The sequence below is a fragment of the Bacteroidales bacterium genome, from assembly GCA_035353855.1.
Classification (GTDB): Bacteria; Bacteroidota; Bacteroidia; order Bacteroidales; family CG2-30-32-10; genus DAOQAK01.
In genome coordinates this window covers 23,251-50,224 of sequence record DAOQAK010000003.1, presented here as the reverse complement: position 1 = coordinate 50,224, position 26,974 = coordinate 23,251, and the positions used below count along the sequence as shown (strand labels likewise).

At 32.7% G+C, this 26,974-nt stretch carries 20 protein-coding genes; 8 read left to right on the top strand and 12 right to left on the bottom strand.

The features are described 5' to 3' along the window. Positions 1 to 51 precede the first annotated feature (51 nt). Positions 52 to 2,571: a DUF5686 family protein gene (locus PKK00_01140; protein HNW96998.1), complete on the top strand. Its 2,520-nt coding sequence runs from the start codon at positions 52 to 54 to the stop codon at positions 2,569 to 2,571. A 258-nt stretch (positions 2,572 to 2,829) separates the two neighbouring features. On the opposite strand, the gene PKK00_01135 is transcribed toward PKK00_01140, so the two are convergent. The 4 genes from PKK00_01135 to PKK00_01120 form a co-directional block, all read right to left on the bottom strand. Next, positions 2,830 to 3,435 carry an HmuY family protein gene (locus PKK00_01135; GenBank protein ID HNW96997.1) on the bottom strand — a complete coding sequence of 202 codons (606 nt, stop codon included), beginning with the start codon at positions 3,433 to 3,435 and terminating at the stop codon, positions 2,830 to 2,832. A gap of 10 nt (positions 3,436 to 3,445) precedes the next feature. Beyond that, entirely contained in the window at positions 3,446 to 5,605 is a 2,160-nt protein-coding gene (locus PKK00_01130; GenBank protein HNW96996.1) for a TonB-dependent receptor, read from the bottom strand. A gap of 1 nt (position 5,606) precedes the next feature. Then, positions 5,607 to 5,990: a hypothetical protein gene (locus PKK00_01125; protein ID HNW96995.1), complete on the bottom strand. Its 384-nt coding sequence runs from the start codon at positions 5,988 to 5,990 to the stop codon at positions 5,607 to 5,609. 244 nt (positions 5,991 to 6,234) lie between these two features. Continuing rightward, entirely contained in the window at positions 6,235 to 7,152 is a 918-nt protein-coding gene (locus PKK00_01120) for an AraC family transcriptional regulator (GenBank protein HNW96994.1), read from the bottom strand. A 146-nt stretch (positions 7,153 to 7,298) separates the two neighbouring features. On the opposite strand from PKK00_01120, the gene PKK00_01115 reads away from it, so the two are divergent. Both PKK00_01115 and PKK00_01110 read left to right on the top strand, forming a co-directional pair. Continuing rightward, positions 7,299 to 8,396, top strand: coding sequence for an AI-2E family transporter (locus PKK00_01115; protein ID HNW96993.1), 1,098 nt, complete (start codon positions 7,299 to 7,301; stop codon positions 8,394 to 8,396). A 17-nt stretch (positions 8,397 to 8,413) separates the two neighbouring features. Next, positions 8,414 to 9,418, top strand: coding sequence for a radical SAM/SPASM domain-containing protein (locus tag PKK00_01110; protein ID HNW96992.1), 1,005 nt, complete (start codon positions 8,414 to 8,416; stop codon positions 9,416 to 9,418). Between the two features lie 54 nt (positions 9,419 to 9,472). Here the strand turns inward: PKK00_01110 and frr are convergent, their stop codons facing one another. The 6 genes from frr to PKK00_01080 form a co-directional block, all read right to left on the bottom strand. After that, positions 9,473 to 10,036, bottom strand: a complete 564-nt coding sequence (gene frr / locus PKK00_01105; GenBank protein ID HNW96991.1) for a ribosome recycling factor — start codon at positions 10,034 to 10,036, stop codon at positions 9,473 to 9,475. A 47-nt stretch (positions 10,037 to 10,083) separates the two neighbouring features. Then, entirely contained in the window at positions 10,084 to 10,359 is a 276-nt protein-coding gene (locus PKK00_01100; GenBank protein ID HNW96990.1) for a 2TM domain-containing protein, read from the bottom strand. A gap of 4 nt (positions 10,360 to 10,363) precedes the next feature. Continuing rightward, the gene (pyrH, locus tag PKK00_01095) at positions 10,364 to 11,071 is read right to left on the bottom strand and encodes a UMP kinase (protein ID HNW96989.1); all 708 of its coding nucleotides are present in this window, start codon (positions 11,069 to 11,071) and stop codon (positions 10,364 to 10,366) included. 91 nt (positions 11,072 to 11,162) lie between these two features. Continuing rightward, on the bottom strand, positions 11,163 to 12,044 hold the full coding sequence (locus tag PKK00_01090; GenBank protein ID HNW96988.1) for an NAD kinase: 882 nt from the start codon (positions 12,042 to 12,044) through the stop codon (positions 11,163 to 11,165). Positions 12,045 to 12,079: 35 nt separating this feature from the next. Then, entirely contained in the window at positions 12,080 to 13,483 is a 1,404-nt protein-coding gene (locus tag PKK00_01085) for a POTRA domain-containing protein (protein HNW96987.1), read from the bottom strand. Continuing rightward, positions 13,484 to 14,149 carry a CBS domain-containing protein gene (locus tag PKK00_01080; GenBank protein ID HNW96986.1) on the bottom strand — a complete coding sequence of 222 codons (666 nt, stop codon included), beginning with the start codon at positions 14,147 to 14,149 and terminating at the stop codon, positions 13,484 to 13,486. A 79-nt stretch (positions 14,150 to 14,228) separates the two neighbouring features. Between PKK00_01080 and PKK00_01075 the strand changes: the two genes are divergently transcribed. The 3 genes from PKK00_01075 (at position 14,229) to PKK00_01065 (ending at position 19,798) form a co-directional block, all read left to right on the top strand. Then, the gene (locus PKK00_01075) at positions 14,229 to 14,945 is read left to right on the top strand and encodes a pyridoxine 5'-phosphate synthase (protein HNW96985.1); all 717 of its coding nucleotides are present in this window, start codon (positions 14,229 to 14,231) and stop codon (positions 14,943 to 14,945) included. A gap of 9 nt (positions 14,946 to 14,954) precedes the next feature. Continuing rightward, complete coding sequence (locus tag PKK00_01070; GenBank protein HNW96984.1) at positions 14,955 to 15,710, top strand: alpha/beta fold hydrolase; 756 nt, start codon at positions 14,955 to 14,957, stop codon at positions 15,708 to 15,710. A 317-nt stretch (positions 15,711 to 16,027) separates the two neighbouring features. Then, positions 16,028 to 19,798, top strand: a complete 3,771-nt coding sequence (locus tag PKK00_01065; protein ID HNW96983.1) for an autotransporter-associated beta strand repeat-containing protein — start codon at positions 16,028 to 16,030, stop codon at positions 19,796 to 19,798. Positions 19,799 to 19,822: 24 nt separating this feature from the next. Here the strand turns inward: PKK00_01065 and tatC are convergent, their stop codons facing one another. Then, a complete protein-coding gene (gene tatC, locus PKK00_01060; GenBank protein ID HNW96982.1) occupies positions 19,823 to 20,665 on the bottom strand; it encodes a twin-arginine translocase subunit TatC in 843 nt (280 codons plus the stop codon). A gap of 269 nt (positions 20,666 to 20,934) precedes the next feature. Between tatC and PKK00_01055 the strand changes: the two genes are divergently transcribed. Next, on the top strand, positions 20,935 to 22,269 hold the full coding sequence (locus PKK00_01055) for a tetratricopeptide repeat protein (protein HNW96981.1): 1,335 nt from the start codon (positions 20,935 to 20,937) through the stop codon (positions 22,267 to 22,269). A gap of 399 nt (positions 22,270 to 22,668) precedes the next feature. Further along, positions 22,669 to 24,585, top strand: a complete 1,917-nt coding sequence (locus PKK00_01050; protein ID HNW96980.1) for an OmpA family protein — start codon at positions 22,669 to 22,671, stop codon at positions 24,583 to 24,585. 75 nt (positions 24,586 to 24,660) lie between these two features. Here PKK00_01050 and PKK00_01045 read toward each other — a convergent pair whose 3' ends face one another. Further along, on the bottom strand, positions 24,661 to 26,823 hold the full coding sequence (locus tag PKK00_01045; GenBank protein HNW96979.1) for a S46 family peptidase: 2,163 nt from the start codon (positions 26,821 to 26,823) through the stop codon (positions 24,661 to 24,663). Positions 26,824 to 26,974: the final 151 nt, after the last annotated feature.

Here is a 26,974-nt window from a genome sequence, read left to right as displayed (position 1 = left end):
TTTGAAATTCAAAAATACGAAATTTAGTTGGCTATAGATAAATGATAACGAATGACTCCGCCGCAGTGGAGTACGATCATTAATGATGGTGAAAAGAATAACAAAAGAATCAATAAAACAATTATAATAATAGTGTTGCAATCATTTATAAATAGAATTTTTCGACTTTTAGTTTTACTTTCTTTCTTTTTATTTTTTCAATCCGATATTTTTTCACAGTCATACTCAGTTGTTGGAAAAGTTATTGATGCCCAAAATCACGAACCGCTTGCATTTGTGAATATCCTTATTAATAATGAAAACAATGTTCATCAAACCGATATTGATGGGGTATTTAAAATTACTTCTTTACAAAATATCGATTCATTAAAATTGAGTTATGTAGGTTATGAATCATACACGTATAAAGTTGGTGATAAAACAAAGAATATCCTGATTGCATTAACCAGTAAAGAAGTTTTGCTGAATGAAGTAGTGATCCTTCCGGGTGAAAATCCTGCACATCGTATCATCAACAGGATGATAGAGAACCGTGACTTAAACAATCCGGAAAAACTTTCTTCGTTTTCATACAGCTCATACAATAAAATGATTTTTACTGCCGATCTTGATTCTGTGAAGACTGATACTGCGGTTGGTGATTCGGATTTGATTAAAACAAAAGTTTTTTTCGAAAAACAATATTTGTTTTTAATGGAAAGTGTGATGGAACGTAAGTTCATGTATCCCGATAAAAATTCAGAAAAATTGATCGCTTATAAAATATCAGGATTCAAAGACCCTCTGTTTGCTCTGCTTGTAACGCAAATGCAGTCGTTCTCTTTTTATAATGAAATCATAACTATTGGCGATAAAAATTATATTACCCCGGTAAGTAAAGGAAGTACTGATAAATATTTTTTCCTTTTGGAAGATACGCTATACCAGGGCAACGACAGTATTTATGTTATTTCATTTAAACCCCACAGGAACCGGAATTTTGACGGGCTTAAAGGATTAATTTATATCAATACAAACGGTTGTGCTATTCAAAACGTAATTGCTGAACCTGCTAATGAAGAAGCCGGCGGGATGTCAATTAAAATACAGCAGATGTACGAGCTCATTGATAACAAACAATGGTTTCCTGTTCAGCTGAATTCCGATTTTATTTTTAAAAACATTTCGGTGAACAGGGTTAAGCTGATAGGGCAGGGCAGAAGTTATTTGAAAAATATTGCGATCAATCCCGAATTAAAGAAAAGTGATTTTTCAAATATTGAATTGGAAATTCAAAATGCAGATACAAAAAATGATGACAAAATTTGGAATGTATATCGAACCGATAGCCTTTCTGATAAAGATAAACGCACCTATCAGGTAATTGATAGTTTAGGGAAGGAAGTGAACTTCGATAAAAAAATGAAATCAATAGAAACATTAATGTCTGGAAAAATTCCGGTAAAATTTATTGACCTGGATATTGAACGCTTTATTCGCTTCAATGATTACGAGGGTTTCAGGCTGGGATTGGGAATGCATAATAATTATAAGCTAAGCGAACGTTTTTTGTTCGGGGGATATTTTGCTTATGGGTTTAATGATAATGCTTTTAAATATGGTGGCGATGCTTCAATAATACTTTCTAAAAAACATGATTTGAGCGCAGGAGTTTCATATATAAAGGATGTTAGCGAATCCGGCGGTGTTGATTTTAATGAACAGAATTTATTATTCAGCGATGCACGTTTTCGCGATTATCTCATCAACAGGATGGATAGTATTGAGAAAAAAGAAGTCTTTATAAAATTTTCTGCCCTGCGCTATTTGAAGGCTGATGTAAGCCTTAGTCAAATTCACAAAATAGTTACCAATGACTACTATTATGGCGTTACTAATGAAAACGTTTCTCTCTTACTTGATGAATATAATTTCACAGAACTTGCATTTGGTCTTTGTTACAGCTATAAGGAAAAATTTATAAAAACATTGCGTTATAAAATGTCGATGGGTACAAAATATCCTGTTGTTTATTTTAATTTTATTCATGGCTTTAATAATTTATGGGATGGCGCTTATTCATATAGCCGTTTTGATTTAAAAATTAAAAAAACTTTTTTCATTAAAAATTTAGGCCATTCTTCATTTCATTTCCAGGCAGGGTATATTAATGGTGATATCCCGTACTGCAACCTGTATTCGGGAAATGGCAGCTACAGGCAGTTCACGATTGCCGCTCCCGGAAGTTTTGCCACTATGCGTATGAACGAATTTTTATCTGATCAATATGCCGCGCTTTTTTATACACATAGTTTCGATAAACTTTTATTCCGTTTTAAAAAATTTGCTCCTATTATAGCTATTGCAACAAACCTGGGGATAGGCGAATTAAAAAATTCATCAAAACATTATAATGTTACTTTTTCACAGATGAATAAAATATATTATGAATCGGGATTACTGGTTAATAATTTAATTAATACAGGCTTTTATGGATTAGGAGTAGGAGCTTATTATCGTTATGGAAATTATGCGCTGTCTTCATTCAAAGAAAATATTGCCTATAAATTCACTTTCACTATAGCGATGTAATGCAAGGGAATTGTTTGATGGGAATTAAAAATAATCAACAGTTCAATAATTTTTTCGTGATCTTTTTGGGCTAAAGCCCAATTTCATAGAGTTTTATTAGCCCCGACCTTAAGGTCGGGGCTATTGTGAGACCCACATTTATAAAGGACTTTAGTCCTTATACCAAATTGCTGAATTATTAAATAATCATAATCCGAAAAAATAAAAAAAAGGCTTTCAAAATTCTGAAAGCCTTTCTTTTTTATTTTCGATATTGTTTTAATCCAACACTTCATATTTAAAATTAAAATATCCTTCAACGCCGCTGGTATTAAAAAATGATGTTCCGATAAATTTTACGTGTTTTCCGTTAGCCGTGCGGATTATGTAAACATGATTATTCGGAGTATATGTATGTGGCGGTGGTCCTGCGGGTGATAAAAACATATCTTCCATTAATACACTGCCGGGTGTTGTTTCCATTGTTGGTGGCATAGCAACAGAAGTAAGAACGGTTATAGTATCATCAAGAGTATAAGTGTTGCTTCCTATTGAACTTAAAGTTACACTGCTGAAATCAACAGCACCCAGGTCAATAATAGCGCCCTGTCCAATTCCGCTTGCCCCGCCGTTTGTTCTGAAGTTTTCGTAATGAATTCCTAAATCCCATCCTAATGTATCGCTGTAATTAGAATCAGTTATAGTAACCTCTGCTCCTTTTTCAAAAGAGTAATAGCGCCAGTTTACAATGTCGTTATGAACATCCAGCTCAACAGTTTTAGTATTATTGGTTGGAGTAGTGTTGTCATCATTACTGTCGTCGTTTTTATCACATCGTGTAAATAATGCCATTGTGGCGAATAGAAATAAAATTGTTTTTTTCATTTTCATAGTTTTATTTGTTTTTTATTTGTTCGTATAATTTATCAATGGAAATAATTAACATGCAGAAAAATCTTCTACCCGGGTCAATATTGATTAAGTCGGTGTTGTTGCGATAGTCAAAAATATTAGTGATTCCCAAACTTAACTCTACAGAATGATTATAAAAATATTGTGCAAGTGTGGCTCTCCAAAGAGAATATGAAGGATATGTATCAGTATAATATGAGTAAGTTGCTGCGTCATAATTTTCAAAAGTTTTCTTCCCATAAATTTTTCCGTTGAAAGATAACATTCCTTTATAATTTCTCAGTTTCCACGAATATTCAATACCTGCAACGCCTGAATTTTTACATACTCCGCCGAGTTCTTCTTTTTTGATCATGTCGTAAGCATAAGTATAACTATATCCTGCACTAATGGAAAAGTTTTTATTGATATTAAAATGTTGAAGCAAATCAATACCACTCACATTCACTTTGTTCAGGTTGATGTATGTGTAGCTGTTTGTAGTATTGGCTAGCAGAACATCATGTATCATATCATCAACCCTGTTGAAATAAACATTAGCGCTGGCATTATTTTTTTTATGATTGTATTCAACGGAAAAGGATGCATATTTTGAATGTTCAGGACGAAGTGAATCATTTCCTTTTACGGAAATAAATCCCAAATCAAAATCATAATATTGTTCTTTAATACTTGGAACACGAAACCCATAGCCATAAGTAGCCCTGTAATTAAATTTTCCAATAGAATACATGAGCGATACTTTTGGCGATAGCGAAGATTTTACCGATGAATAATTATCATAACGAATACCTCCGATAGCAGTAAAATGATTATTAATTTTTATTTCATCGAGAATAAAAATATTGTAATTTTTCATTTCACGTGTTGAGTCTTCAATGCGTTCAGAAAACATTTTATCAGAAAACATTTCCACACCTGTGATCAGGGACTGTTTTTTTATTATATGGTCATATGTATTAAAATATTTTCCTATGATTCTTCCTGTATGCTGTATATCGTAATAAATGCTTTTTTTCTGGTTATCGAGTTTTTCTAAAATGTTGTGGCTTTCGTAACGGTCACCGTGATATGTTGCAGTTATATCAAGGTGTTCATTTACTTTATAATTTGTTGTAAAGCTTCCATTGTAATCGCTGTATAGCGGATGAACCGGAACATCAGAAACATCAAATCGCTCACGTGAATAACAGGAACCTTTTAGAATAAAAGATAATTTTGAATTTGCTTTATATGTGAATTTCTGGAAAGCATTGTACAATGTATATGGCTCAAGGGTATATAAATCGGATGTTTCGGGAGTAAGGTCATAACCGTCAGTGCTTTTTCTTGAAACATCGGTGAACGATGAAAATTTATTTTTACGAAATCCAAAATTCAATCCGCTTTCTAATTCTGAAAATTTAGAAACTCTTCCATAAAGGTTCATTTCAAAGGGTTTTACGGGAGTACGTGTAATTAAATTAACAACACCTCCTATAGCATTGGATCCATAAAGTGTGGATGATGCACCTTTTACTATTTCGATCTTTTCAATGTTCGATGAACCTAAGCGGTAATAATCAATATTGTCGTGATTCTCGCCGGCCATGCGTTCTCCATCAATAAGGAACAAAGTGTATTTCGATTCTATTCCCTGCATGGTGAATGTCATCCCACTGCCTTCATTATAAAAATCTAAACCAGGCATAGCGTTCGATAAGGCGGTTGCTATTTGTGTGGAGCCGGCAAGACTTAATTCTTTTGACGAAATGATTTGTGTAAGTACAGGCGACTCTTTTATTTTTGTGGCAAAGCGTGTAGCTGTTATGGTCAGTTCATCCATTTCAATAATTGAAGGCGAAATGAAAATTACAATAGTATCTTTGCAGTCGGCTTTAAGTTTGCAGTATTTTGTTTTGTATCCCTGCATGCTAAAACGAATATTGAAAATTTTATTTTCTGTTGCCGGAATGGAAAATGTTCCATGTTTGCCGGTTTCGGATATATACCCTAACTCATCTGAAATTACTGCTACAGACGATAATGCAATCCTATTTACAGAATCTTTAACAATACCTTTGATACAAAAATTGTTTTGACATTTGCTTGTATAAAAAGCAAAAAGGAATAGAATGATAAAATATAATTTCAGATTTTTCATTTTAATTCCTGAGCATGATCAGTATAGCTCCTGTAATATATGCCAATACCCAGTAAATAAAAATAAATGTGAAAACCTTCAGACTTTTATTGCTGAATATTTTACCGAAATCATTTTTCTTAATAAGAAGATAGAACGTAATTGCTTCGAATATCATTGCGCCCAGTGAAGTATAGCCTATTATTCCGTGAAGTGTGAGCGGACCTTTTGATGAACCGATGATCATTAATGTTGTTGCTGTAATATCGAAGGAAACAGCAATAAGCAATATGCTGAAAAAAAGTTTACTGATAATTTTTTTTCTGCGGGCAATGATAAATGCAGTAGTATAGAATACCAGTGCAATATTCACAACCGATATACCTGTAAGAAGAATTGGATTCATGATAAATTATTATTTTTAGTTTTCTTGCCTTTCGTCAGTCTGGGCTTGAAGCATGGATATACTCGCTCTTATCAGGTTTGCAAAAGCAAAACTATTTAGAACGAGTTATACCGTACAGAAAACAAAAAATATTTTTCAAACCTCTTTTCTGTCGGTATAAAACATTTTTCCCACGCAAAACTAATCATGTAAAAGATTATGGAATGGTAAAAATTGTAGTATTTATGGTAATTTTCGAAAGAGTTTAGAATTTCTTCAGCATTCGTTTATGAAGCTCACGGTATCGTCCGGGCGTTAAGCGGGTATGCGATTTAAAAACTTTATTAAAATAGGAATTGTCGGAGTAGTTGAATTTATAAGCAATTTCAGCAATTGACAGATCCGTTTGCTCAAGCATTTTCCTTACTTCCATTATGCGACGTTCAAGTATCAGTTTCTTTAAACCGCTATCAAGTGTTTTTTTACATATGCTGTTTAGCTTTGTTTCAGATATTCCCAGCGATTTTGCATAAAATTCACCATGCTGCTGCTGAATAAAATTTGCTTCAATTAAATGCGACAATTTAATAATGATTGTATTGGTTTCACCACTTACCAGTGAATATTTTGTGTTAAGAAATTCACTTAGCTTTAAAATTAAAATGTTGAGATATGAGCGGACAATATGTGATATGTTATTTTTTTGAATTGCTGCATGGTTGCATTCATCAAATAAAATATCGAATAATGATTTAATGGAATTTTCTTTTTCAGTAATATCAATGTAATTAACAGGTTTGCGATTTGCTATGGGAAGAAAAAATGAAAATAAATATAATAGTCTTAACATGCTGAATTCGTCGGAATAAAAATCCTGGCAGAAAAAAGTATAAAAGCCCTGAGACCTTTCGGAAAAATGGAAGGAATGCTCAGTATTGGCCGGGATGAAAAATAACCTGTTTGGATTTATTTCATACGTTTCATTACTTATTTTTACAGTCCCTTTTCCTTTGGTAAAAAGTGCCAGGGAATAAAAATCAAATTGGTGTGCATTGATCAGGAAAGGATATTTTGAAAAACAATTTTCAAATTCAGAAATATAAAAGCCCGGTACCACAGCATCTCTTAAAAAATTGAAATGATATGGTCCCGATGTATGATGACTATGTTTATTATCATTCATAGTGAATGCTTAGTAGAAGCTGCAAATTTACAAAGATTATAAATGATTTATTGAAAAGCATGAATTATTGTTTATGTCATCATCGGAAGGTATAATGAATTTGTTAAAGTTAATTTTGTAATTTTACCATTTGTAATTTCACGATCATGAAAAACACCAAATGGTACATAGCCATACCGGTACTGGTAATTGTAGGGTTCCTGGTATGGTTTTTCAGTGCAATTATTTCATATATACTTATTGCTGCGGTATTATCTATAATTGGTCATCCACTGGTAAGATTGCTTACAAGTATAAAAATCGGCAAACGGAATTTTCCTGAAACATTAAGCGCTATGATTACATTGGTAACAATGCTTTTTGTGATTTTTATAATTTTCTGGCTAGTCATTCCTTTGTTAGCAAAACAAGCTGATTTATTGTCAGGAATAAGCATTGATATGATATCAAGCAGTTTCAGTGAACCAATAAAATATTTGCAAAATACTTTAGAGCGTTTTAATATCATTACTCCTGAACAAAATATTGAGGATAGTATTTCTTCTCAGTTAATGTCGGTTGTAGGGATCACACAATTCTCCAATTTTGTAAATTCAATTGTGGGGTTTACGAAAAGCATTATGGTAGGAGTGTTTGCCGTATCATTCATTACATTCTTTTTTCTGAAAGATGAAAGATTATTTTATAAGATGATACTGACTTTAACACCACAAAATTATCATGCTGAAGTAAAACATGTATTGTATGAATACAAACGCTTGCTCACAAGATATTTTGTAGGGTTGTGTATTGACCTTACACTGGTAATAAGCCTTATTACTTTGGGCATGTGGATACTGGGTTTGAAAAATGCGCTGATGATAGGCTTTTTTGCAGGTATAATGAATATTGTTCCTTATGTTGGTCCTTTCATAGGAGGTTCAATAGGTATACTGTTAGGATTGTCGGGCAATTTAGGAATGGATTTCGATACACAAATGGTCCCTCTTATTTTTGAAATGATTGGGGTTTTTGTTACCGTTAATCTTATTGATGCAATGGTGCTGCAACCAACAATTTATTCCAACAGCGTTAAAGCCCATCCTCTCGAAATTTTCCTTGTTATCATGATGGCAGGAAGTATTGCCGGAATTCCCGGGATGATGCTCGCCATACCTTCTTACACAGTGCTCCGAATAATTGCCAGGGAATTTTTTAATAAGTTCTACCTTGTGAAAAAGCTTACAGACAGTATCGATAAGTAAATTTTAAATTTAAGCTTGTGAAATTTTCATCCAGTGATACAATAAATTTTATTTCAAAACTAAGTGTCCGCAAAATTTTTAATATTATCCTGAATTTAAAATCGTATTATATTTCAAGGATTTTTAAAAAGCCCATTCACTGGGGAACCCCGGTTAGTGCATCCATTGAGGCAACCACATTTTGCAATTTGCAATGCCCCGAATGTCCTAGCGGATTAAGGAAATTTACACGACCCACAGGAAATATCTCTGTTGAAAATTTTGAAAAATATTTAAATCCTATTTCAAAAAAACTTACTTACCTCATGATTTATTTTCAGGGTGAACCGTACATGAATAAAAGTTTTTTTGAATTGGTGAAAAATTCAACATCAAAAAAAATATATACAGCAACCTCAACCAACGGACATTTTTTAAACGCTGAAAATGCCCGACAAACCATTGATTCAGGACTTGACCGTTTAATAATTTCTCTTGATGGAACAACACAGGAAACCTATTCGTCGTACCGGAAAAACGGAAATTTTGAAACGGTGATTGATGGAATAAAAATTTTAGTGGACTGGAAGAAAAAACTAAAATCAAAAAAGCCATACCTGATTTTACAATTTCTTGTTTTGAAAACCAATGAAGATAAAATTGATGAAGTAAAGCAGCTGGCAAGAGATTTGGGCGTTGATGAACTTCAATTGAAAACAGCACAGTTTTATGAATACGAAAATGGAAATCCGTTGATGCCCGAAAATTCAAAATACTCGCGTTATTTCAAAAACAAAGAGGAAAAATATTTTTTAAAAAAGAAAATAAAAAATCATTGTTACAGGCAGTGGGAATCGCTCGTGATTACATGGGACGGGAAAATTGTTCCTTGTTGTTTTGATAAAGATGCAAAATATATTCTTGGCGATTTAAATAAAAATGCCTTTCACGAAATCTGGAAAGGCAACGAATATAAGTTATTCCGAAAAAGAATTTTGAAAAACCGTAAGAGTATTGATATATGCTGCAATTGCAGTGAATAAGAGTTTTAAAATTATTCCTTTATACCCTTATACCATATACCCTTTACTTCCCAATCAAACCGTCATAATATCTTTTTCCTTAGCGGCTATAATTTTATCGATTTTCAGGATATGGTCGTCAGTTAATTTTTGAATATCTGTTTCTAATTTTTTTATCTCGTCTTCTGAAATGGCTTTCTTTTCAAGCGATTTGGCTGTTTCATTTGCATCACGACGAATACCGCGAATTACAACTCGTGCATTTTCTGCTTCTACTTTTGCTTTTTTTACAAAATCTCTTCTTCGCTCTTCAGTTAATGGTGGTACGGGAATACGTATAACCATGCCGTCGTTTATAGGATTAAAGCCTAAGTTGGCTGACATGATAGCTTTTTCAATAGGTTGAAGTGCATTCTTATCCCATGGTTGTATGAAAATAGTTTTTGGATCAGGAGCGCTAACATTAGCCATTTGGTTTAAAGGGGTCATGGTGCCGTAATAATCTACACGTAAACCTTCTACCATTTGCGGACTGGCTTTCCCTGCCCTTATTTTCTGCATTTCTTTTTCCAGATGTGTCAATGCATTCTGCATGCTTTCTTTTGCAACATCAATACAAAATTGAACTTCTTCTGACATATATGTATAGTTTTTTGTTAGAGGTTTTATTGTTAGTTGTTATGATTTTATTTCTGTTTAGTCAATTTCTTATATTCTTTTGAAACGATTCTGCTTTTCCATTTATATACAAAAAGAAAATGCAATATTAAACAAAGCCCCCATCCGATCATGGGATATATTGGCCACATGTGACTATACTGCCAATTATAAATATACCCAATGAAAGCCCACACCAACCATAGAAATGCAATGACAATTAAATAATAATAAAAATGCATTTTAAAGCCAGCACGCTTTTCCGCAATCTTCCATTTTTCAGGGTCTTTAATACTTTGTTCCATTATATTAAATGTTAACGATGGTCCCTATTTTCTGGCCTTCAATTATCTTTTTTAAATTCCCTTTTGCATTCATGTTGAAAACAATAATAGGCAATTTGTTTTCTTTGCAAAGAGTGAAAGCCGTCATGTCCATGATGTTTAATTTTTTTTCGTATGCTTCGTCAAAGCTAAGCGTATCAAACTTTTTAGCGCTTTTATCTTTTTCGGGATCGGCGGTATAAATTCCATCAACGCGGGTTCCTTTTAAAATAACATCGGCTTTAATTTCGGCAGCTCTAAGTGCAGAAGCCGTATCGGTAGTGAAATACGGGTTTCCTGTTCCGCCGGCAATGATAACCACTCTGCCTTTTTCAAGCGATTCGATTGCTCTGCGACGACTCATCTTTTTACATAGCGGGTCAATTTCTATTCCTGAAAAAACCTGGCTTTTCTGATTTAAATTTTCAAGTGCCGATTGCAGTGCCATGCTATTAATTACGGTTGCCAGCATTCCCATGTAATCGCCCTGTACGCGGTCGAATCCTTCTCCGCTTCCCTGCATGCCCCTGAAAATATTTCCTCCGCCAATTACTACAGCCACCTGGACACCCATAGCTGTAATCTCATTTATTTCTTTAGCATATTCATTCAACTGAGTAGCATCAATGCCATATTTTTCTTTGCCTGCAAGCGATTCACCACTAAGTTTCAGTAAAATTCGTTTGTATTTCATACAATTCTTATTTGGGTATAAAATTAAAAAAATTATGATAAAGCGATTTTGTCATATCAATAATATTATAAAAAAACCAGTGTTGAAAACTTTAATTCCTTTTGTCAATTCCCCACATCAGCTTGTTGCGAATGGTTGAAAAGAAACTTTCATTTTTAAGTTTGATAAGGTTGAAAAAGAAATCGGATTTTGTAATATATAATTCCGTTTCGTTATCGATGGTTTGTGTTCGGGAATCGAGGCTGACAAGAAATTTTCGATTTCGTTCATCAGAAATTTTTAAACGGATAGTGTATTTGTCGGGTATAACAACCGGACGAACAGTTAAATTATGTGATGAAATAGGAGTGATGATGAAATTTTCGGAATCGGGAGAAATGATTGGCCCACCACAACTCAATGAATATGCCGTAGAACCGGTAGGTGTAGCAACAATCAATCCATCGGCCCAATATGAGTTTAAATATTCGTCGTTAACATAAACATTAATACTTATCATTGATGAACTGTCTTTTTTCCTTACAGAGAGTTCATTTAATGCAAAATTTAATTTTCCAAAAAGATTTTCTTCCATTGTCAGTTGTAACAATGAACGTTTCTCAACAATAAAATCTTTGTTTAAAACAGCTTTAACAGCAGCAGGAACTTCTTCTTTTGAAATACTTGCAAGAAATCCCAAACGTCCTGTATTTATGCCCATTACAGGAATTCCTGAATCTTTAACAAGAGTAATGGTATTCAATAATGTTCCATCGCCGCCAATACTAAAAACATAAGAAACATTATTACAGATTTCGCGATGTTTTGTGAAAGTAGTAACCGGGTATTTAAAATGTACAATTTTTTTTATTACTTCCGCAAATGGTTCATAAACATAAATACCGCAATTACTTTGTTCAAGTATGTTGATGAGTTGCTGGATACAATTTCCAAACCCATTCGTGAGTGTTCGTCCGTATAAAGCAATATTCATAGGATGAATTTTATAAATGCCAAATTACAATTTTTTTAAATGGGTGAAACAAAATTCAGAAAAATTCCATTCTCGCCCATTTTATTTACTGTCCATTCCACGCGAAAAACTTTATCGTAATACGTAACAAAATCAATTCCGAATCCGCCGCCAATTAAAGGCTGGTTAGAAATGCTTGCAAGGGGTGCTTTGCGCCAGTCGTAAACATAACCCATATCAAGTATCCCGTTTAAATATACAGCATAAAATAATTTATTGAATTTTTTTGCAGGAATAAAATTGAATGTCTTCACTTTTGTTGGAACAAGTTCAAACTTAACATTCGATTTCAGTACTCCGAATGCTTGCCCGTCAATTACGTAATATTCATAAGAACGAACATAATCATTACCGTAACCCAAAGCTCTTTCCCAGAAATAGGGTTGGTAATCTAATGTTGAAACTTTTGCATTTATTCCGCATGCATAATACCAGCGTTTGCTTAAATTCCAATATTTTCGTACGGATGTGTGAATAGAACTAAGATTAATTTTTTCGTTTTTTAAAATTCCAAATCCGGTTTTCGACAACTCCACATCAAAATAATATCCTTTCAGAGGGTATGCTTTAAAATCGCGGTGGTCGCATTTATACTGATAATAAAAAGTGAAATATTCAAGATTTTTTTGCGATGCAAAATAGGGATTCAATTTAAGTAACGTATCGGAAAAACTGTAATTATCATAGTTTAATTGGAATGTGTGTGATACATAATACCCTTTTCTCAGAGTTAAATTAAATGTGCCGAATATATCTTCCTGCACAAATTTATTTTCGTCTTTATAAAAAAGTTGTTTGCTGTTTTTGGTTAAATAAGGAACTTCATGATTTCCTGCTATGCCCGCGGACATTCCCATCCCCAGCGTTTTTGCTTTGTTGATATATGGAATTTTGTATGACATTCCGAATGTGTTATTATAACCAAAACGTAACATCAGTTTCAGTGTTTCTTTTCTTCCTCTGAAATTTTCCCATGCCACATACAATCCGTAATCCGCTTTTGAAAAATCTTTTTCCTGCCACCAGGTATTAAAATTTCTTTCTTTCAGCTCAAAAAAAGGTAAAGGCCAGATGTACCATCGTTCAATAAGATCAACGGTAACATCAATTCTTCTGTTGGGCAAAGTATCGGTTGTTATTGTTACAAAATTGAACAGCGAAGTGTTCATTAAATTTTCTCTCGTTTTCTCAAGTAATTTTTTTAACTGGTTTTCAGAAACGGTATCATTTTGTTTAAACATGATTTCGCGCATGATTACCTGCGAACGCGTAACTTTATTTCCCGATAGAATGATTTTATTAATTACAAAATTTGTGTCAGCATTATTTTGTGAAACAACAATAGAAGCAAAAATAAAATTGCAGAAAAAAAACAGAAAAGCCTTGCGTAAATATATCATTTAGATATTTAGATAATTCATTAACGAATCAAATCTGTCTTTAAGAATATCATCATTGCTTTCTTCCTGCTCGAATGTTGCCGTAACCTGGTAGTTGTAGCGATTAAAGGTTTGAAGAACCGAACGGATATCTATTTTATTAAGTTTGATGGTGATTTCAATTTTGGTGGAATCGGGAAAAGTATGAACATACATGCTTAACACCTTTGCGTCGTTCGATTCAATGATGTTGGCAATTTCGGTAAGCGAATAATCTTTATTGTTTACTTCAAGAATGATGATACCACCGGGATTATCGGCAGATGAAATTCTTGAAAATCTTTTTACAAGGTCGGGTAACGTTATTACTCCAAGATAATTATTTTTTTTATCTAGTACAGGAAGTATTGTAAGATTAAGCGATGAAATAATCCGGAGAACTTCAAAGATATTCTGGTCCTGGTAAACGAACGAACGGTCAATTGATAAATCATGATTTCCTAGCGCTTCATCAGGAGTGTTCAGGCTATTGATGTCAGTTTGTGAAACCAGCCCCAGGTATTGTTCGTTATTTACTATAGGAAGATGCATGACTTTTAGATCATTCATCATCCCAAGCGCAGTAATGCCGGTGTCGGAAGTTTTAAGCGGAGTAATAGTATTGGACAAAATGTCTTTGGCCGTCATGAGAAAATTTTAAAATGAATAAATTCTTTTATTAGTTTTACAAACTTACTAATTTTTTAGATTTGCAAAAAAATACCAGATGACGAAACTTAGTGTAAATATAAATAAAATTGCCACACTTCGCAATGCCCGCGGTGGAAATCTTCCTGATGTTTTAAAAGCAGCAATGGACTGTGAGCGTTTTGGAGCGCAGGGAATCACAGTTCATCCCCGTCCGGATGAACGGCATATTCGTTACCAGGATGTGGTCGATTTGAAGCCATTGGTAAAAACGGAATTCAATATTGAAGGCTATCCGGGGAAAAATTTTATTGACCTTGTTTGCAAAGTAAAACCACACCAGGTAACACTCGTGCCTGATGCACCTGATGCCATTACTTCCAATGCAGGATGGGATACAATAAAGAACGAATCGTTTCTGAAGGAAGTAATCAGTGAATTTAAAAATCATGGAATTCGTGTATCCGTATTTATTGATACGAATATTGATTTCATTCGTAATGCCCCTAAAACAGGAACGGACAGGCTTGAGCTTTATACTGAAAGTTATGCGAAGAATTTTCCAGTCAATAAAGAAAAGGCAATAGCTCCGTTTATAAAAGCAGCAAAAGCTGCAGGGGATGCTGGATTAGCATTAAATGCAGGTCATGATTTGAATCTTGATAACCTGAAATATTTTGCAGAAAATATTCCCGGTCTTCTTGAAGTTTCAATAGGTCATGCACTAATTTGCGATGCATTATACCTGGGATTGGAAAATACCATTCAAATGTATTTGAAACAATTGAAGCACTAAAATATGGAAATGTTTTTCCGGCATTTTGGTGAAGGCGAGCCTGTACTGATTTTACATGGGTTATTCGGATTGTCGGATAATTGGGTACCTTTTGCAAAAAAACTTTCTGAAAAAAAATATTCCGTATTTATACCTGATCTGCGTAATCATGGCAGGTCGCCACATTCCGAAGAATTTAATTATGAAGTGCTGGTGAATGATTTGCACGAATTTATTAAAGAGCATAATCTTGAAAACTCTTTAATTATTGGTCATTCGATGGGTGGATTGATTGCCATGAAATTTGCATTGAGATACCCGGAATTAATTAAGCGAATGGTTATTATTGATATTGGAATAAAAAATTTCCCAAAATACAATCTGGAATTAATGGATGCCATGCTCGGTTTATATATTTCTGAAATGAAATCGAGAAATGAAATTGAAGCGAAACTTTCTGAAAAAATTAATCAGAAAAATGTTCTAGAACTGATTTTGAAAAATATCAGGAGAAATTCAGATAATATTTTTTCCTGGAAATTGAATCTTCCAGCTTTAAAAAATAACCTGCATAATATTTTTAAAAGCATTGAAGATAAAGGTTCTTCTGAGGTTGAAGCATTATTTATCGCTGCTGGAAATTCCGATTATCTTTCAGAAAATGATATGCCCGAAATCCAAAAAATCTTTCCTTGTTCTATATTTTCTCATATTCCAGAAGCTTCACATTGGGTTCATGCCGAAAAGCAGGATGAATTATTTAATGAAATAATAAACTTCATTTAAATACAATGATTTTCTCGGTATTCTAAGTTGTTAAAATATAGCATATTAACTTTTTTGAACATCTGTTCGTAAAAATTATCAGAAATTTAACATTTATTTTTTAATATATTGAAACTTGAAAAAGATACTGTGAATTATTACATAAACAATATAAAATTGATTTTATGTTCTATAAAATATTTTTCTTCTAAGAATATATAATATTACTTATATAAATCTACGTGTATCCCTTATTGACAAAGAAAAATTGTTTAGGTATATTTGTATAGGTAAAAAGATACATTATATATTCTACTATAAGATACTTAAAGCAGTATATGAATAAAATAAATAAATATAAATTTTACATTTTTGTTTTAGTTATTTTTTTGCTTATATTTTCGAATATTAAGGCAAATAATGTTACTATAAGTAGTAGTGCAAATTGGAGCACTATTACTGGTGGTAGCGGCTTTGGTGGGCATATTAGCCAATATGACAATATTACATTAAATGCCAGTGTAACAGTTACCATGGATGTTGCGGGTGATTGTAATAAAATTTCAGCTATGGGAGATGGTAGTACAATCGCAGGTTCATCATATACATTAACCATTCATCAATCTGCGGGGTTATGGTCACCATATACAAATTGTATAACAACAGCAGCAGGTACTACTAATACGATATCTTGTAAAATTGCTTTTAAAGCTGCTAGGGTGATTATTAATAATACCGGTAATTTAACTATTTCGGGTGCAATAAGCGGTGCTTCAAGCTGGCTTTGGAAAGAAGGAACAGGAACGCTGACTTTGTCATCTAATTCAAGTGATTATACTGGTGTTACCTGGATTGATGATGGTACTGTTGAAATAACTTCTTTAGCTAATGTAAACGGAGGAGCCAGTTCGTTGGGAGCCCCGACTTCTGTAGCTAATGGAACAATTCAAATGGGATACAATGGTGCAGTAGCTACACTCAAATATACTGGATCAGGATCTTCATCAAATCGTGTTATTAATATTTATACTTCAGCCACGCAAACTATTGATGCTTCTGGTACTGGCACATTGACATTATCTGGGGGGATAACAGAACAGAGTAATAGTGGTTATAATGTAATTCTTACAGGAACAGGGAGCGGAGTAGAAAGTGGTATTATTTCACTTACTAATGGAGGAACTGTTACAAAAAATGGAAATGGAACCTGGACATTATCAGGTAATAATACTTATAACTCAGGAACATCAGATAATGCGGGGACTTTAATAGCAACATCGAGTTCTTCTGCACTTGGAACAGGAACCTTGACATTAAATGGAGGAACACTAAAACTAACAAATGCAAGCGGTAGTAATATTAATTTTGGTAATAATATAACAGTTAGTTCCAGTTCACAAATAATAACCGATGTTAATGCCTCTGGAGCCGGAAATACATATACTTTAGGTACTTTAGATATTGGGAATAACACTTTAACAATTTCTGGTGGAAGTAATGTAAACAGTGGTACTGCTGGAATTACATTTAGCGGGAAGACATCTGTTTCTGCTGCATCTCCTACTTTTACTGTAAATAATCCGGCATCAGGCGGAACAACTCAACTAAGTTTTGCTCATGTTGATGATAATAATCGTACTACAACCATTAATGGAAATGGGAATGTGATACAAACCGATTATTGGGGAAATAATAATGGAGGAATAACATATAGCGGAACAGGTACTTTAACATTAAACCAGACAAATACATTTAAAGGAGATGTTACTGTGAATAGTGGAATGGTTATTGCAAAATCAGATGCTCAAGCCCTTGGAACTGGAAATGCAAAACTAATTCTAAATGGAGGAATATTAAAACTTACTAATGCAAGTGGTTCGCCATTAAATTTTGGGCGTAACACAACGGTTTCTGCTAGTTCACAAATTATAACCGATGTAACTGTATCAAGTACAGCAGGTAATATTTATACATTAGGAACGCTCGATATTGGAAACAATACATTAACGATTACTGGAGGCAGTAATGTAAATAGTGGAACAGCCGGCCTTACATTTAGTGGGGCTACTAATTTTAATGCAGCTTCGCCAACATTTACAGTAAATGATCCGGCATCAGGTGGTGCCACACAATTAAGTTTTGCAATAGTTAATGATAATAATTATACTGCTACACTGAATGGTAGTGGCGATATTATTCAAACCGGTGTTTGGGGTAATACTAATGGTGGAATAATATATAGTGGAACAGGAACTCTTCGATTAGATCAGGCTAATACCTTTAAAGGTGGAGTTACCTTAAACAGTGGAACTTTATATATAAATAATGCTAAGGCATTGGGTGCTTCTAATGGTACTTTTACAATTGCAGGAGGTACCATTGATAATACTTCCGGTGGAGCAATTACAAATACAAGTAATAATCCATTAGCATTAAATGCTGATTTTACTTTCACTGGTTCTAATGATTTAAATTTAGGAACAGGTAATGTTACTTTAAGTGCCGATAGACAAATAACAACTAGTGCTAAAACTCTTACTATTGGCGGAATCATAAGTGATTATACTAAAAGTATAACAAAATTAGGAAATGGAACATTAAGTTTTGGTAGCAATGCAGTTACAATTAAAAGTTTAACAATAAGCGCCGGTACTTTAACTTCAACTTCTGGTACAATGAGCCTTGCCGGAAATTTTACAAATAATTCAACATTTACACATAATTCGGGTACTGTAACTTTTAATGGTTCATCAGCACAATCACTTGGGGGAACAAGTTCCAGTACTTTTTATGATTTGACAATTAATAATTCAAGTGGTGCTTCAAATGGTGTTAGCTTAGGAATTGCAACAAGTGTATCAGATGTGGTTACATTAACTCTGGGCGCATTGAAACTTAATAGTTATACATTAACTGTTTCAAGTTTTGCAATAGGAGCAATTGCAAGAAATGGTACAACACAAACAGGATACATTGTCAGCGAATTAAATAATGCAACAAACACAAGTATTCTAAAATGGAATTGTGGTGCAACAAATGGAAATTATGTTTTTCCTTTTGGGACAACTGATGGAACATATATTCCGGTAACATTTAATAAAGCTTCAGGTACAGCAAATATATCAATATCTACTAGAGTTACTTCTAATAGTTGCTCTTCCCCTAGCGGTACTGCGGGAACCTGTAATCAACCGTGGGCAACTGGTGTAACAAACATGTATGTACATGGAACTTATATCGATGGTTCAATATCATCAGCAATAGATAGATGGTGGAGTATTGGTTCTTCAGCTTCAACAAGTGCTAATGTTACATTTACATATTGTGGTTCAGAAAATACTACAAGCGGTCCAACAACAACTATAGCAGCACAGCAATGGAATGGCAGTGGATGGAATGATGGAAAAGGGGGCGCAATTGGAACATATACTTCAACGGGTACATTAGGAGTAACCAGTGCTACCGGTTCTGTCACAGCTACAGGGTTAACAGAATTTTCTTCCGCTCCGTATATACTAGTTTTAGGGAGTTCGCCTCTTCCAATTCAATTAAATAAATTTTCTGCTGTCTGCAATAACAACAAAATTAAACTAAACTGGTCAACATCCAGTGAAATTAATAATGATTACTTTACCATTGAAAAAAGTCGTGATGCTGAAAATTGGGAAAGTGTTACTACTGTTAAAGGTGCGGGCAACAGTAATTCGATTTTAAATTACTCTGTTTATGATGAAAACCCGTATATAGAAAGTATTAAAGGTACGAGTCCTACATATTATCGTTTGAAACAAACAGATTATGATGGGCAATATGAATATTTTACACCGGTAAATGTAATGTGTGACTATGAAGAAGAAAATATTTTCTTTAATGCATATGAAGATGAATATAAAAACATTATAATAAATTATAATACATCAGAAGAAGATTATTATTCTGTTTCTGTATATAATGTAATGGAAAAGAATGTTCTTGGAATGGATAACAGAATGTCAGAAAAAGGATTTAATCAAATCAAATTAAATGCTTCAAATCTAAGTGTAGGAATGTATTTCATCGTTTTGAAAAAGGATGATAAATATTATACTCAAAAAATAATATTAAAATAATCCCATAATATTTAATGGTCTTTTTTAGTTGGTTACTGTTTCTTGCTTTTTTATTCTTTTGTACACGGATTTGGAAATAAATATACTTAATTCATACAAGGCATATAATGGTATGGTTACCATAATTTGACTGAAAACATCAGGAGGAGTTATAATTGCTGCAATTATTAGTATAATTACAATTATATATTTTCTGTTACGTGAAAGAAACGATGGAGCCAGGATTCCTATCCTAGTAAGGAAATAAACAAGAACCGGAAAAAGAAAAACCAGTCCAGTTGCAAAACATAATGAAGAAATGGTATTGATATAAGAACTAAGAGAAATATAATTTTCCACAATATTACTTACACTATAAGTTACAAAAAAATTGACAGTTAGGGGAACAATTATATAGTAACTGAAAACTACCCCGGATAAAAACAGAAAAGAGGTAATAAATACAAACCCTGAAGAATATTTTCTTTCCTTTTCGTTTAATGCCGGTTTAACAAATCTCCAAATTTCCCATAAAATATAAGGTATAGAAATAATCAATCCTGAAATTATGGATATCCATATATGTAGGGTAAATTGTCCCGACATTTCGGTATTAATTAATCTAAGTGAAACATTGTTAATGCATAAGTAATCTATATTAACTTTTGCACCAAGCCAGCAGAAAAACTTATTGGTAATAAAATCAGGTTCTTTCGGGGCAAGAATGATTTTATCAAAAATAATATCTTTATATATAAATGCAACAATAGTTAGAATACTTACTACAATCACAGAGCGGATGAAATGCCAGCGCAATATTTCCAGGTGTTCCCAAAATGACATTTCTTCGTTATTCTTAACCTTTTTATTTTTTCGTTTTTCTGTCATTATCTACCCCGTGAAATTTAAAGCTTATTGAAGAAAAAAGTTGGTTTAGCTATTTTAATAAAAATAGATTAAATTATTCATGTATATAATAAAGTACTGATATATTTATATTAATTAATACATTATTAGGTTTAACCTGAAATAATGGTGTGAAAATCATCCAATCAAAATGCTTAAAATACTTGATTTTACTGATATATTTCATTAACTTTACTAGATTCATTTCGTATACAAAGTTAAATATTTTAATAATATATAAATTTAAAATTATGAGGGTAAAAATGATCATTATTCTGATGCTTTTTTCATTAAGTGGATTTAGCACTACCATAATAATAAAGAACCCGGTAGCCAATGATTCTTCAGATACTGAAAAACTTGAACAGTTTGTAAAAAGTAAGTATTTGTTAGCCGAGAGTTATATGGGCATGCAATCCTATTCTGAAGCATTAAAACTTTTTATGCAAATCGATTCGGTTATGCCTTCAAATGCCAATATTAATTATAAATTGGGTTTATGCATTTATAATATAAGTGATGATAAAACTAATGCTATCAAATGTTTCGAGAAAGCGGTTGCAAATATCAATAAAAATTATAAATCCGATTATTCTGAAACTACAGCTCCCGTTGTTTCGCTTTTATATCTTGCAAAATCATACCATAACGAGTATATGTTTGATAAAGCAAAAGAAACTTTTGAAAAATATAAAGAAAATGTTTCAGCTGACGATATTACTGAAATTAATATGATCGATCGTTATATCAGCATATGTGAGAATGGAAGTAAATTAATGAAATCAAGCCTTAATCCGCAAATAAAAATTCTAAGTGCTGAGTTTAATACAGAAAATTCAGATCGTTCCATAATGGCTTCAAACGATAACTCGGTATTGATTTATTCTACGGTTAATAAAAATGAAAAAACAAAAAATGCGGATAATACTACTTTTTATTTATCAACGCTTGAAGGGCAAAAATGGGCTAAGCCAATGAAAATTGACAATAATTTCAATACCATAAGCAATGAATATTCTTCTAAATTATCGTTAAGGAAAAAAGAATTTTTTATTTCAAAAAATATTAATGGTAAAAAAGAATTATATAATATATCATATAAGGATGGGAAATGGACTGAACCTATAAAGCTTGGACCGAGTGTTAATTCAAAAGCAGTGGAGTCGGCATCAATCACTCCTGATGGAAATACATTGTATTTTTCGAGTAATCGTGAAGGTGGTTATGGAGGTTATGATATTTATGTATGCGAAAAACTTTCAGATGGTAGTTGGAGTAAACCTGTAAATTTAGGACCGCAGGTAAATACATCATATGATGATCAATCTCCATATATTTCAAATGATGCAGCTACTTTGTACTTTAGTTCACAAGGACACAACACAATGGGAGGGTATGATGTTTTCTTTTCAACACTTTCTGATGAAGGATTATGGGGTGATGCTGAAAATATTGGTTATCCTATCAACACACCTCAGGACGATTTATTTTATTTCCCTTCTTCAGATGAGTCTAAAGCTTTCTATTCATCTACAAAAGATGGGGGACAAGGGAGCGAGGATATTTATATAATATATTATAAGTAAAAATGCGCGTGAATTAAAATGATAAAAAAGGCGTAATTGCGCCTTTTTTATTTGATACCATTACATACATGTTTATTCACTGTTTTTTATAATTTGTTCATGTGTTCATTTCCCGACAACGCATATGCTGGATAGGTAGATGGCGATAAATATTGAAATAATTGATACCATAACTATTTGATAATATATATAATATTTTTACCGGACAACAATGATAAAAAATGTATATTTGTTTCATCAGTTGAGTTTTAATTTTATTCAACTATGTAATATTCATGTAAAAGTAAATTTTTAGTAACCATGATGAAAAGAAGTATAATCTTATTATTTATTCTCAATTTTATTTTTCTTAGTTCAGGATATTCCCAGGTTTCAGAAATTTTTAGAACAAAATATAAATTGGCTGAAAGTTTAATTAGCGATGAAAATTATCCTGATGCACTTCCGATTTTTCTTTACCTCGATACTTTAACTCCAGACAACCCAAATGTTTGCTTTAATATTGGTGTATGTTACGTTAATTCAATGTACGATAAAACAAAAGCAATTCCTTATCTTGAAAAATCGATTAAAAATGTTTCGCTTGATTATATTGGAGTTCCTGATGACATTACCGCACCTGTATTCGCATTTTATTATTTGGGACGAGCATATATGGTAAATAATAAACTGGATGAAGCAATAAAATATTTTTCAAAATTTAAATATTATCTTACAGAGAAAGATGAGGAATTATTAAAAGATGCAAACAGGCAAATTGAAATGTGTTATAATGCAAAAAAACTTATTTCAAATCCTGTTAATATTAAAATAGATAATGTAGGAGAACCGGTTAATGGGCCTTTCCCGGATTATTCCCCTGTAATATCATTGGATGAAACGACATTAATCTTTACATCGCGAAGAGAAGGTTCGACCGGTGGGAAAAAAGATACTGATGGAAAATTTTTTGAAGACATTTATATTGCTAATTATGATTCAAAAGAAAATAAATGGGTTAATGTCAAGAAGATTGGTGCAAATATTAATAGCAGCGGTCATGAAGCATCAATAAGTTTATCAACAGATGGAAAACAGTTATTTATTTATAAAGATGTTAAAGGCGATGGGAATATTTATATCAGTAAAATCAGAAATGGAAATTGGACAGCACCGGAAAGATTGCCATCGCAAATCAATTCAAAATCATGGGAAACACATGCTACGCTTAGCCCGGATGGAAACACACTATATTTTGTAAGTAACAGAGAAGGTGGCTTCGGTGGCCGTGATATTTGGAGATGTGAAAAACTGGCTAACGGAAAATGGTCTGAAGCCGTTAATCTTGGAACTAAAATAAATACAGAGTATGATGAGGAATCACCTTTTATTCTTCCTGATGGTGTTACCCTTTATTTTTCATCCAGGGGACATGAAAGTATGGGAGGATTTGATATTTTTACATCAACACTATCTGATGATGGATTATGGTCAAATCCCGAAAACCTAGGGTATCCAATAAATACAACAGATGATGATGTGTTCTATGTCCCTACAAAAGATGAAAAACATGCATACTATTCTTCTGCTAAAGAAGGTGGATACGGAGATCAGGATATATATAAGCTTAGTATTATTGCACCTAAGAAACTTGTTGCACATTTGAAAGGATTGGTTTTTGACGAAATTTCTTTTAAACCTTTAGAGGCAAAACTTGAAATTACAGATAAAAAAACAGGAGATATAATTGCAAGTTTTACATCTGAAAAAACCACAGGAGAATTTTATGTTTCGCTTCCTATAGGAAAAACATATGGGCTGAAAGTTACAGCAGATAAGTACTTAGACCAGGAAGAAACGGTTGATATTCCTGATACTTTGTCCGACCCGGAAATAAATAAAGCCATTATCATGAAGAAATTCCAATTTACTTCTTTGAATGGAATTAAAAGTGATAAAATATTTTTTGAAGATAAAGAGATTTTGGTTGGTGAACGTATTGTGCTGAATAATGTCCTTTTTGATTTTGACAAATATGATCTTAGATCTGAATCTACAGTTGAACTGGATAAGTGGGTGAAATTTCTTACTGCTAATCCTTCTTTGAAAATTGAAATTTTAGGTCATACTGATAATAAAGGTACGGCAGAATATAATTACACGTTATCGGATAACAGAGCTAATGTTGTTTACGAATATTTCGTTTCGAAAGGTATCAATAAGGATAGGATGAAATGGAAAGGCTATGGTTTTGATTTACCTGTAGCTACTAATAAAACTGATGCGGGAAGGCAGAAAAATCGGAGAACGGAAATAAAGATTATAAGTAAATATTAGTTGTAATATAAAAGGTATAAAATAAAAAAGCTTCAGGATAACTTCTGAAGCTTTTTTATTTTGATTTGAATTTCCTTATTCAATAATGTTTAACTCCTTTATAATATTTGATGCACCTGCATACTTATCTACAATAAATAATACAAAGCGAATATCAACAGCTATAGCTCTTTGATAAGTTTCATCGAATAGAATAGGAACACTTACAGCTTCCCAATTTATATCAAATACAACTCCTATAAGTTGTCCTTCACCATTGATAACCGGCGCTCCTGATACACCACCGGTAACATCATTATTAGTAATAAAATTTAAATTCATTACATTATTTGTAGCATACTTGCCAAAATCTTTGCTTTCGTATAATTGTTTAAGCTTATTAGGAATTATGAATTCTGGATTTGTAGTGTCAACTTTACTTATCATCTGATCAAATGTAGTAAAGCAATCATATTTTGTTTTTGTATTTACAGAATAATAATCGGTAATTTTTCCATAAGATAGCCTTTGTGTTGAATTTGCATTTGGATAATATACTTTGTTTTTATTCATTTCCATAATGCCTTTTACAAATAAACGTGTTGCTTTGGTAAGTTCTTGTTTTGATTTATTATAAAGGTCAACAATCTCTTTGGATTTTGTATAACATGAAACCATTGCCTGGTAGCCTAAATCTTTATCAAGTTTTTTATAATCAGGGCGAACAAGGAATTCCAGTACTTTATCTTTACTTGCAAAAATTGATTTGCTGTATACATCTTCAACGTAAAGTGAAATATTGTTTTTGTACTTTTTTTCAATTACAGAATATATGTCGGGATAAAATTCTTTGGCAACATTGCAGTTAAACATTTCCACCATTGCTTTACATATTTTTTTATCGGTTTCAAGGTTATAATTTTTAAAATACAACTTAGCTGCGTATGTAAGGCTTTGAGTTAATTTATTTGTGGCTTCCTCATCGGGTGTAGTACTTTTTAATTGCTTATATAATTCTTCAAAAGTATTTGCATAACTGATCAATTCAATGCCACCTCTGATGGCTTGCCAGTAATAGATGTAAGGAACAGTATATTTTCCTATTGTTTGATAGGCTTGTTCAATTTCAGGAAGAACAGAACCATATTTTTGTTTGGTAACAACATTGCTGTTACACCAGGTAGTAAAGGCCTGCTCAATAGCAAGTTTTTTATTATATACCCCTAATTTTTCAAGCTGCTCCGATTGCCCGATATAGTATTTGTAATAGTTTGCTGTGGTTGCATATTTATATGCATAAGCAATATTAATTTCTGCGCTGGTTTTCATGTCTTCGGCCATAATCGCCAAACGCTTTTCCCTTATCTTTACAATAGATGGATTATATTTTTCAAGAGCAACTTTTACTCCGTATGATGTAATAAAACGGTCAGATGTACCGGGATAACCCAGAACCATTGCAAAATCATTTTTTTTTACTCCTTTAAGTGAAATAGGTAAATAATGTTTGGGTTTCAAAGGAATATTCTTTTTAGAATATTCTGCAGGAGAACCATCTGGCGACATATATACACGGAATAATGAAAAGTCGCAAGTATGACGTGGCCACATCCAGTTATCCGTTTCGCCGCCGAAATTACCTATGGATTTAGGAGGAGCGCCAACAAGGCGAACATCCTTGTATGTTTCTGTTACAAACAAATAGTATTCATTCCCTTCAAAGAAACTTAAAACCTTAGCATCGTATGTGGTCCCTTCTTTTGCTTTATTTTGTATGATAGCAGAGAGTGAATCAACTATGGCTGCACGTTTGGTTTCGGACATGTCATCAGTTAAATAGGGGAGAATTTTTCCGGAAACATCTTCAATACTGATTAGAAATGAAACACTTAATTTATCATTTCGTAATTCTTCATTTTTATCCATTGCCCAAAATCCGTTTGCTAGATAATCTTTGTCAACAGTGCTATGGTTCTGTATATAATTATATCCGCAATGGTGGTTGGTAAGTAACAATCCTTCACCTGAAATGATTTCACCGGTGCACATACCATTATTAATTGAAACTATAGCATCTTTAATACTGGAATGATTAACGCTATAAATTTCTTCAGCTGTGAGTTTACAACCCATCTTTTGCATATCAACCATATTTAAACGACCGACAAGCAAGGGTAGCCACATGCCTTCATCCGCTTTTACGTTTATGTTTAAGCAGAATATAAATGCAAATACTGAAAGGATGATTTTTTTTAACATGATTTTGTTTTTATTTATTGGGATATAAATATTTTACCTCTGACAAATATAATTATTTTTAGTGTTAAATTTATTTTTTTATAAAAATTTAATAACTGGATTTTGTTAGTTATTAACATATTTGTTTCCCAAATATTTATTTAAAAAATTC

Excerpts from the sequence above, each read along its gene's own strand:
- PKK00_01140 (HNW96998.1), top strand. The coding sequence starts at position 52 with ATGACTCCGCCGCAGTGGAGTACGATCATTAATGATGGTGAAAAGAAT.
- PKK00_01135 (HNW96997.1), bottom strand. The coding sequence starts at position 3,435 with ATGAAAAAAACAATTTTATTTCTATTCGCCACAATGGCATTATTTACA.
- PKK00_01130 (HNW96996.1), bottom strand. The coding sequence starts at position 5,605 with ATGAAAAATCTGAAATTATATTTTATCATTCTATTCCTTTTTGCTTTT.
- PKK00_01125 (HNW96995.1), bottom strand. The coding sequence starts at position 5,990 with ATGAATCCAATTCTTCTTACAGGTATATCGGTTGTGAATATTGCACTG.
- PKK00_01120 (HNW96994.1), bottom strand. The coding sequence starts at position 7,152 with ATGAATGATAATAAACATAGTCATCATACATCGGGACCATATCATTTC.
- PKK00_01115 (HNW96993.1), top strand. The coding sequence starts at position 7,299 with ATGAAAAACACCAAATGGTACATAGCCATACCGGTACTGGTAATTGTA.
- frr (HNW96991.1), bottom strand. The coding sequence starts at position 10,036 with ATGTCAGAAGAAGTTCAATTTTGTATTGATGTTGCAAAAGAAAGCATG.
- PKK00_01100 (HNW96990.1), bottom strand. The coding sequence starts at position 10,359 with ATGGAACAAAGTATTAAAGACCCTGAAAAATGGAAGATTGCGGAAAAG.
- pyrH (HNW96989.1), bottom strand. The coding sequence starts at position 11,071 with ATGAAATACAAACGAATTTTACTGAAACTTAGTGGTGAATCGCTTGCA.
- PKK00_01090 (HNW96988.1), bottom strand. The coding sequence starts at position 12,044 with ATGAATATTGCTTTATACGGACGAACACTCACGAATGGGTTTGGAAAT.
- PKK00_01085 (HNW96987.1), bottom strand. The coding sequence starts at position 13,483 with ATGATATATTTACGCAAGGCTTTTCTGTTTTTTTTCTGCAATTTTATT.
- PKK00_01080 (HNW96986.1), bottom strand. The coding sequence starts at position 14,149 with ATGACGGCCAAAGACATTTTGTCCAATACTATTACTCCGCTTAAAACT.
- PKK00_01075 (HNW96985.1), top strand. The coding sequence starts at position 14,229 with ATGACGAAACTTAGTGTAAATATAAATAAAATTGCCACACTTCGCAAT.
- PKK00_01070 (HNW96984.1), top strand. The coding sequence starts at position 14,955 with ATGTTTTTCCGGCATTTTGGTGAAGGCGAGCCTGTACTGATTTTACAT.
- PKK00_01065 (HNW96983.1), top strand. The coding sequence starts at position 16,028 with ATGAATAAAATAAATAAATATAAATTTTACATTTTTGTTTTAGTTATT.
- tatC (HNW96982.1), bottom strand. The coding sequence starts at position 20,665 with ATGACAGAAAAACGAAAAAATAAAAAGGTTAAGAATAACGAAGAAATG.
- PKK00_01055 (HNW96981.1), top strand. The coding sequence starts at position 20,935 with ATGAGGGTAAAAATGATCATTATTCTGATGCTTTTTTCATTAAGTGGA.
- PKK00_01045 (HNW96979.1), bottom strand. The coding sequence starts at position 26,823 with ATGTTAAAAAAAATCATCCTTTCAGTATTTGCATTTATATTCTGCTTA.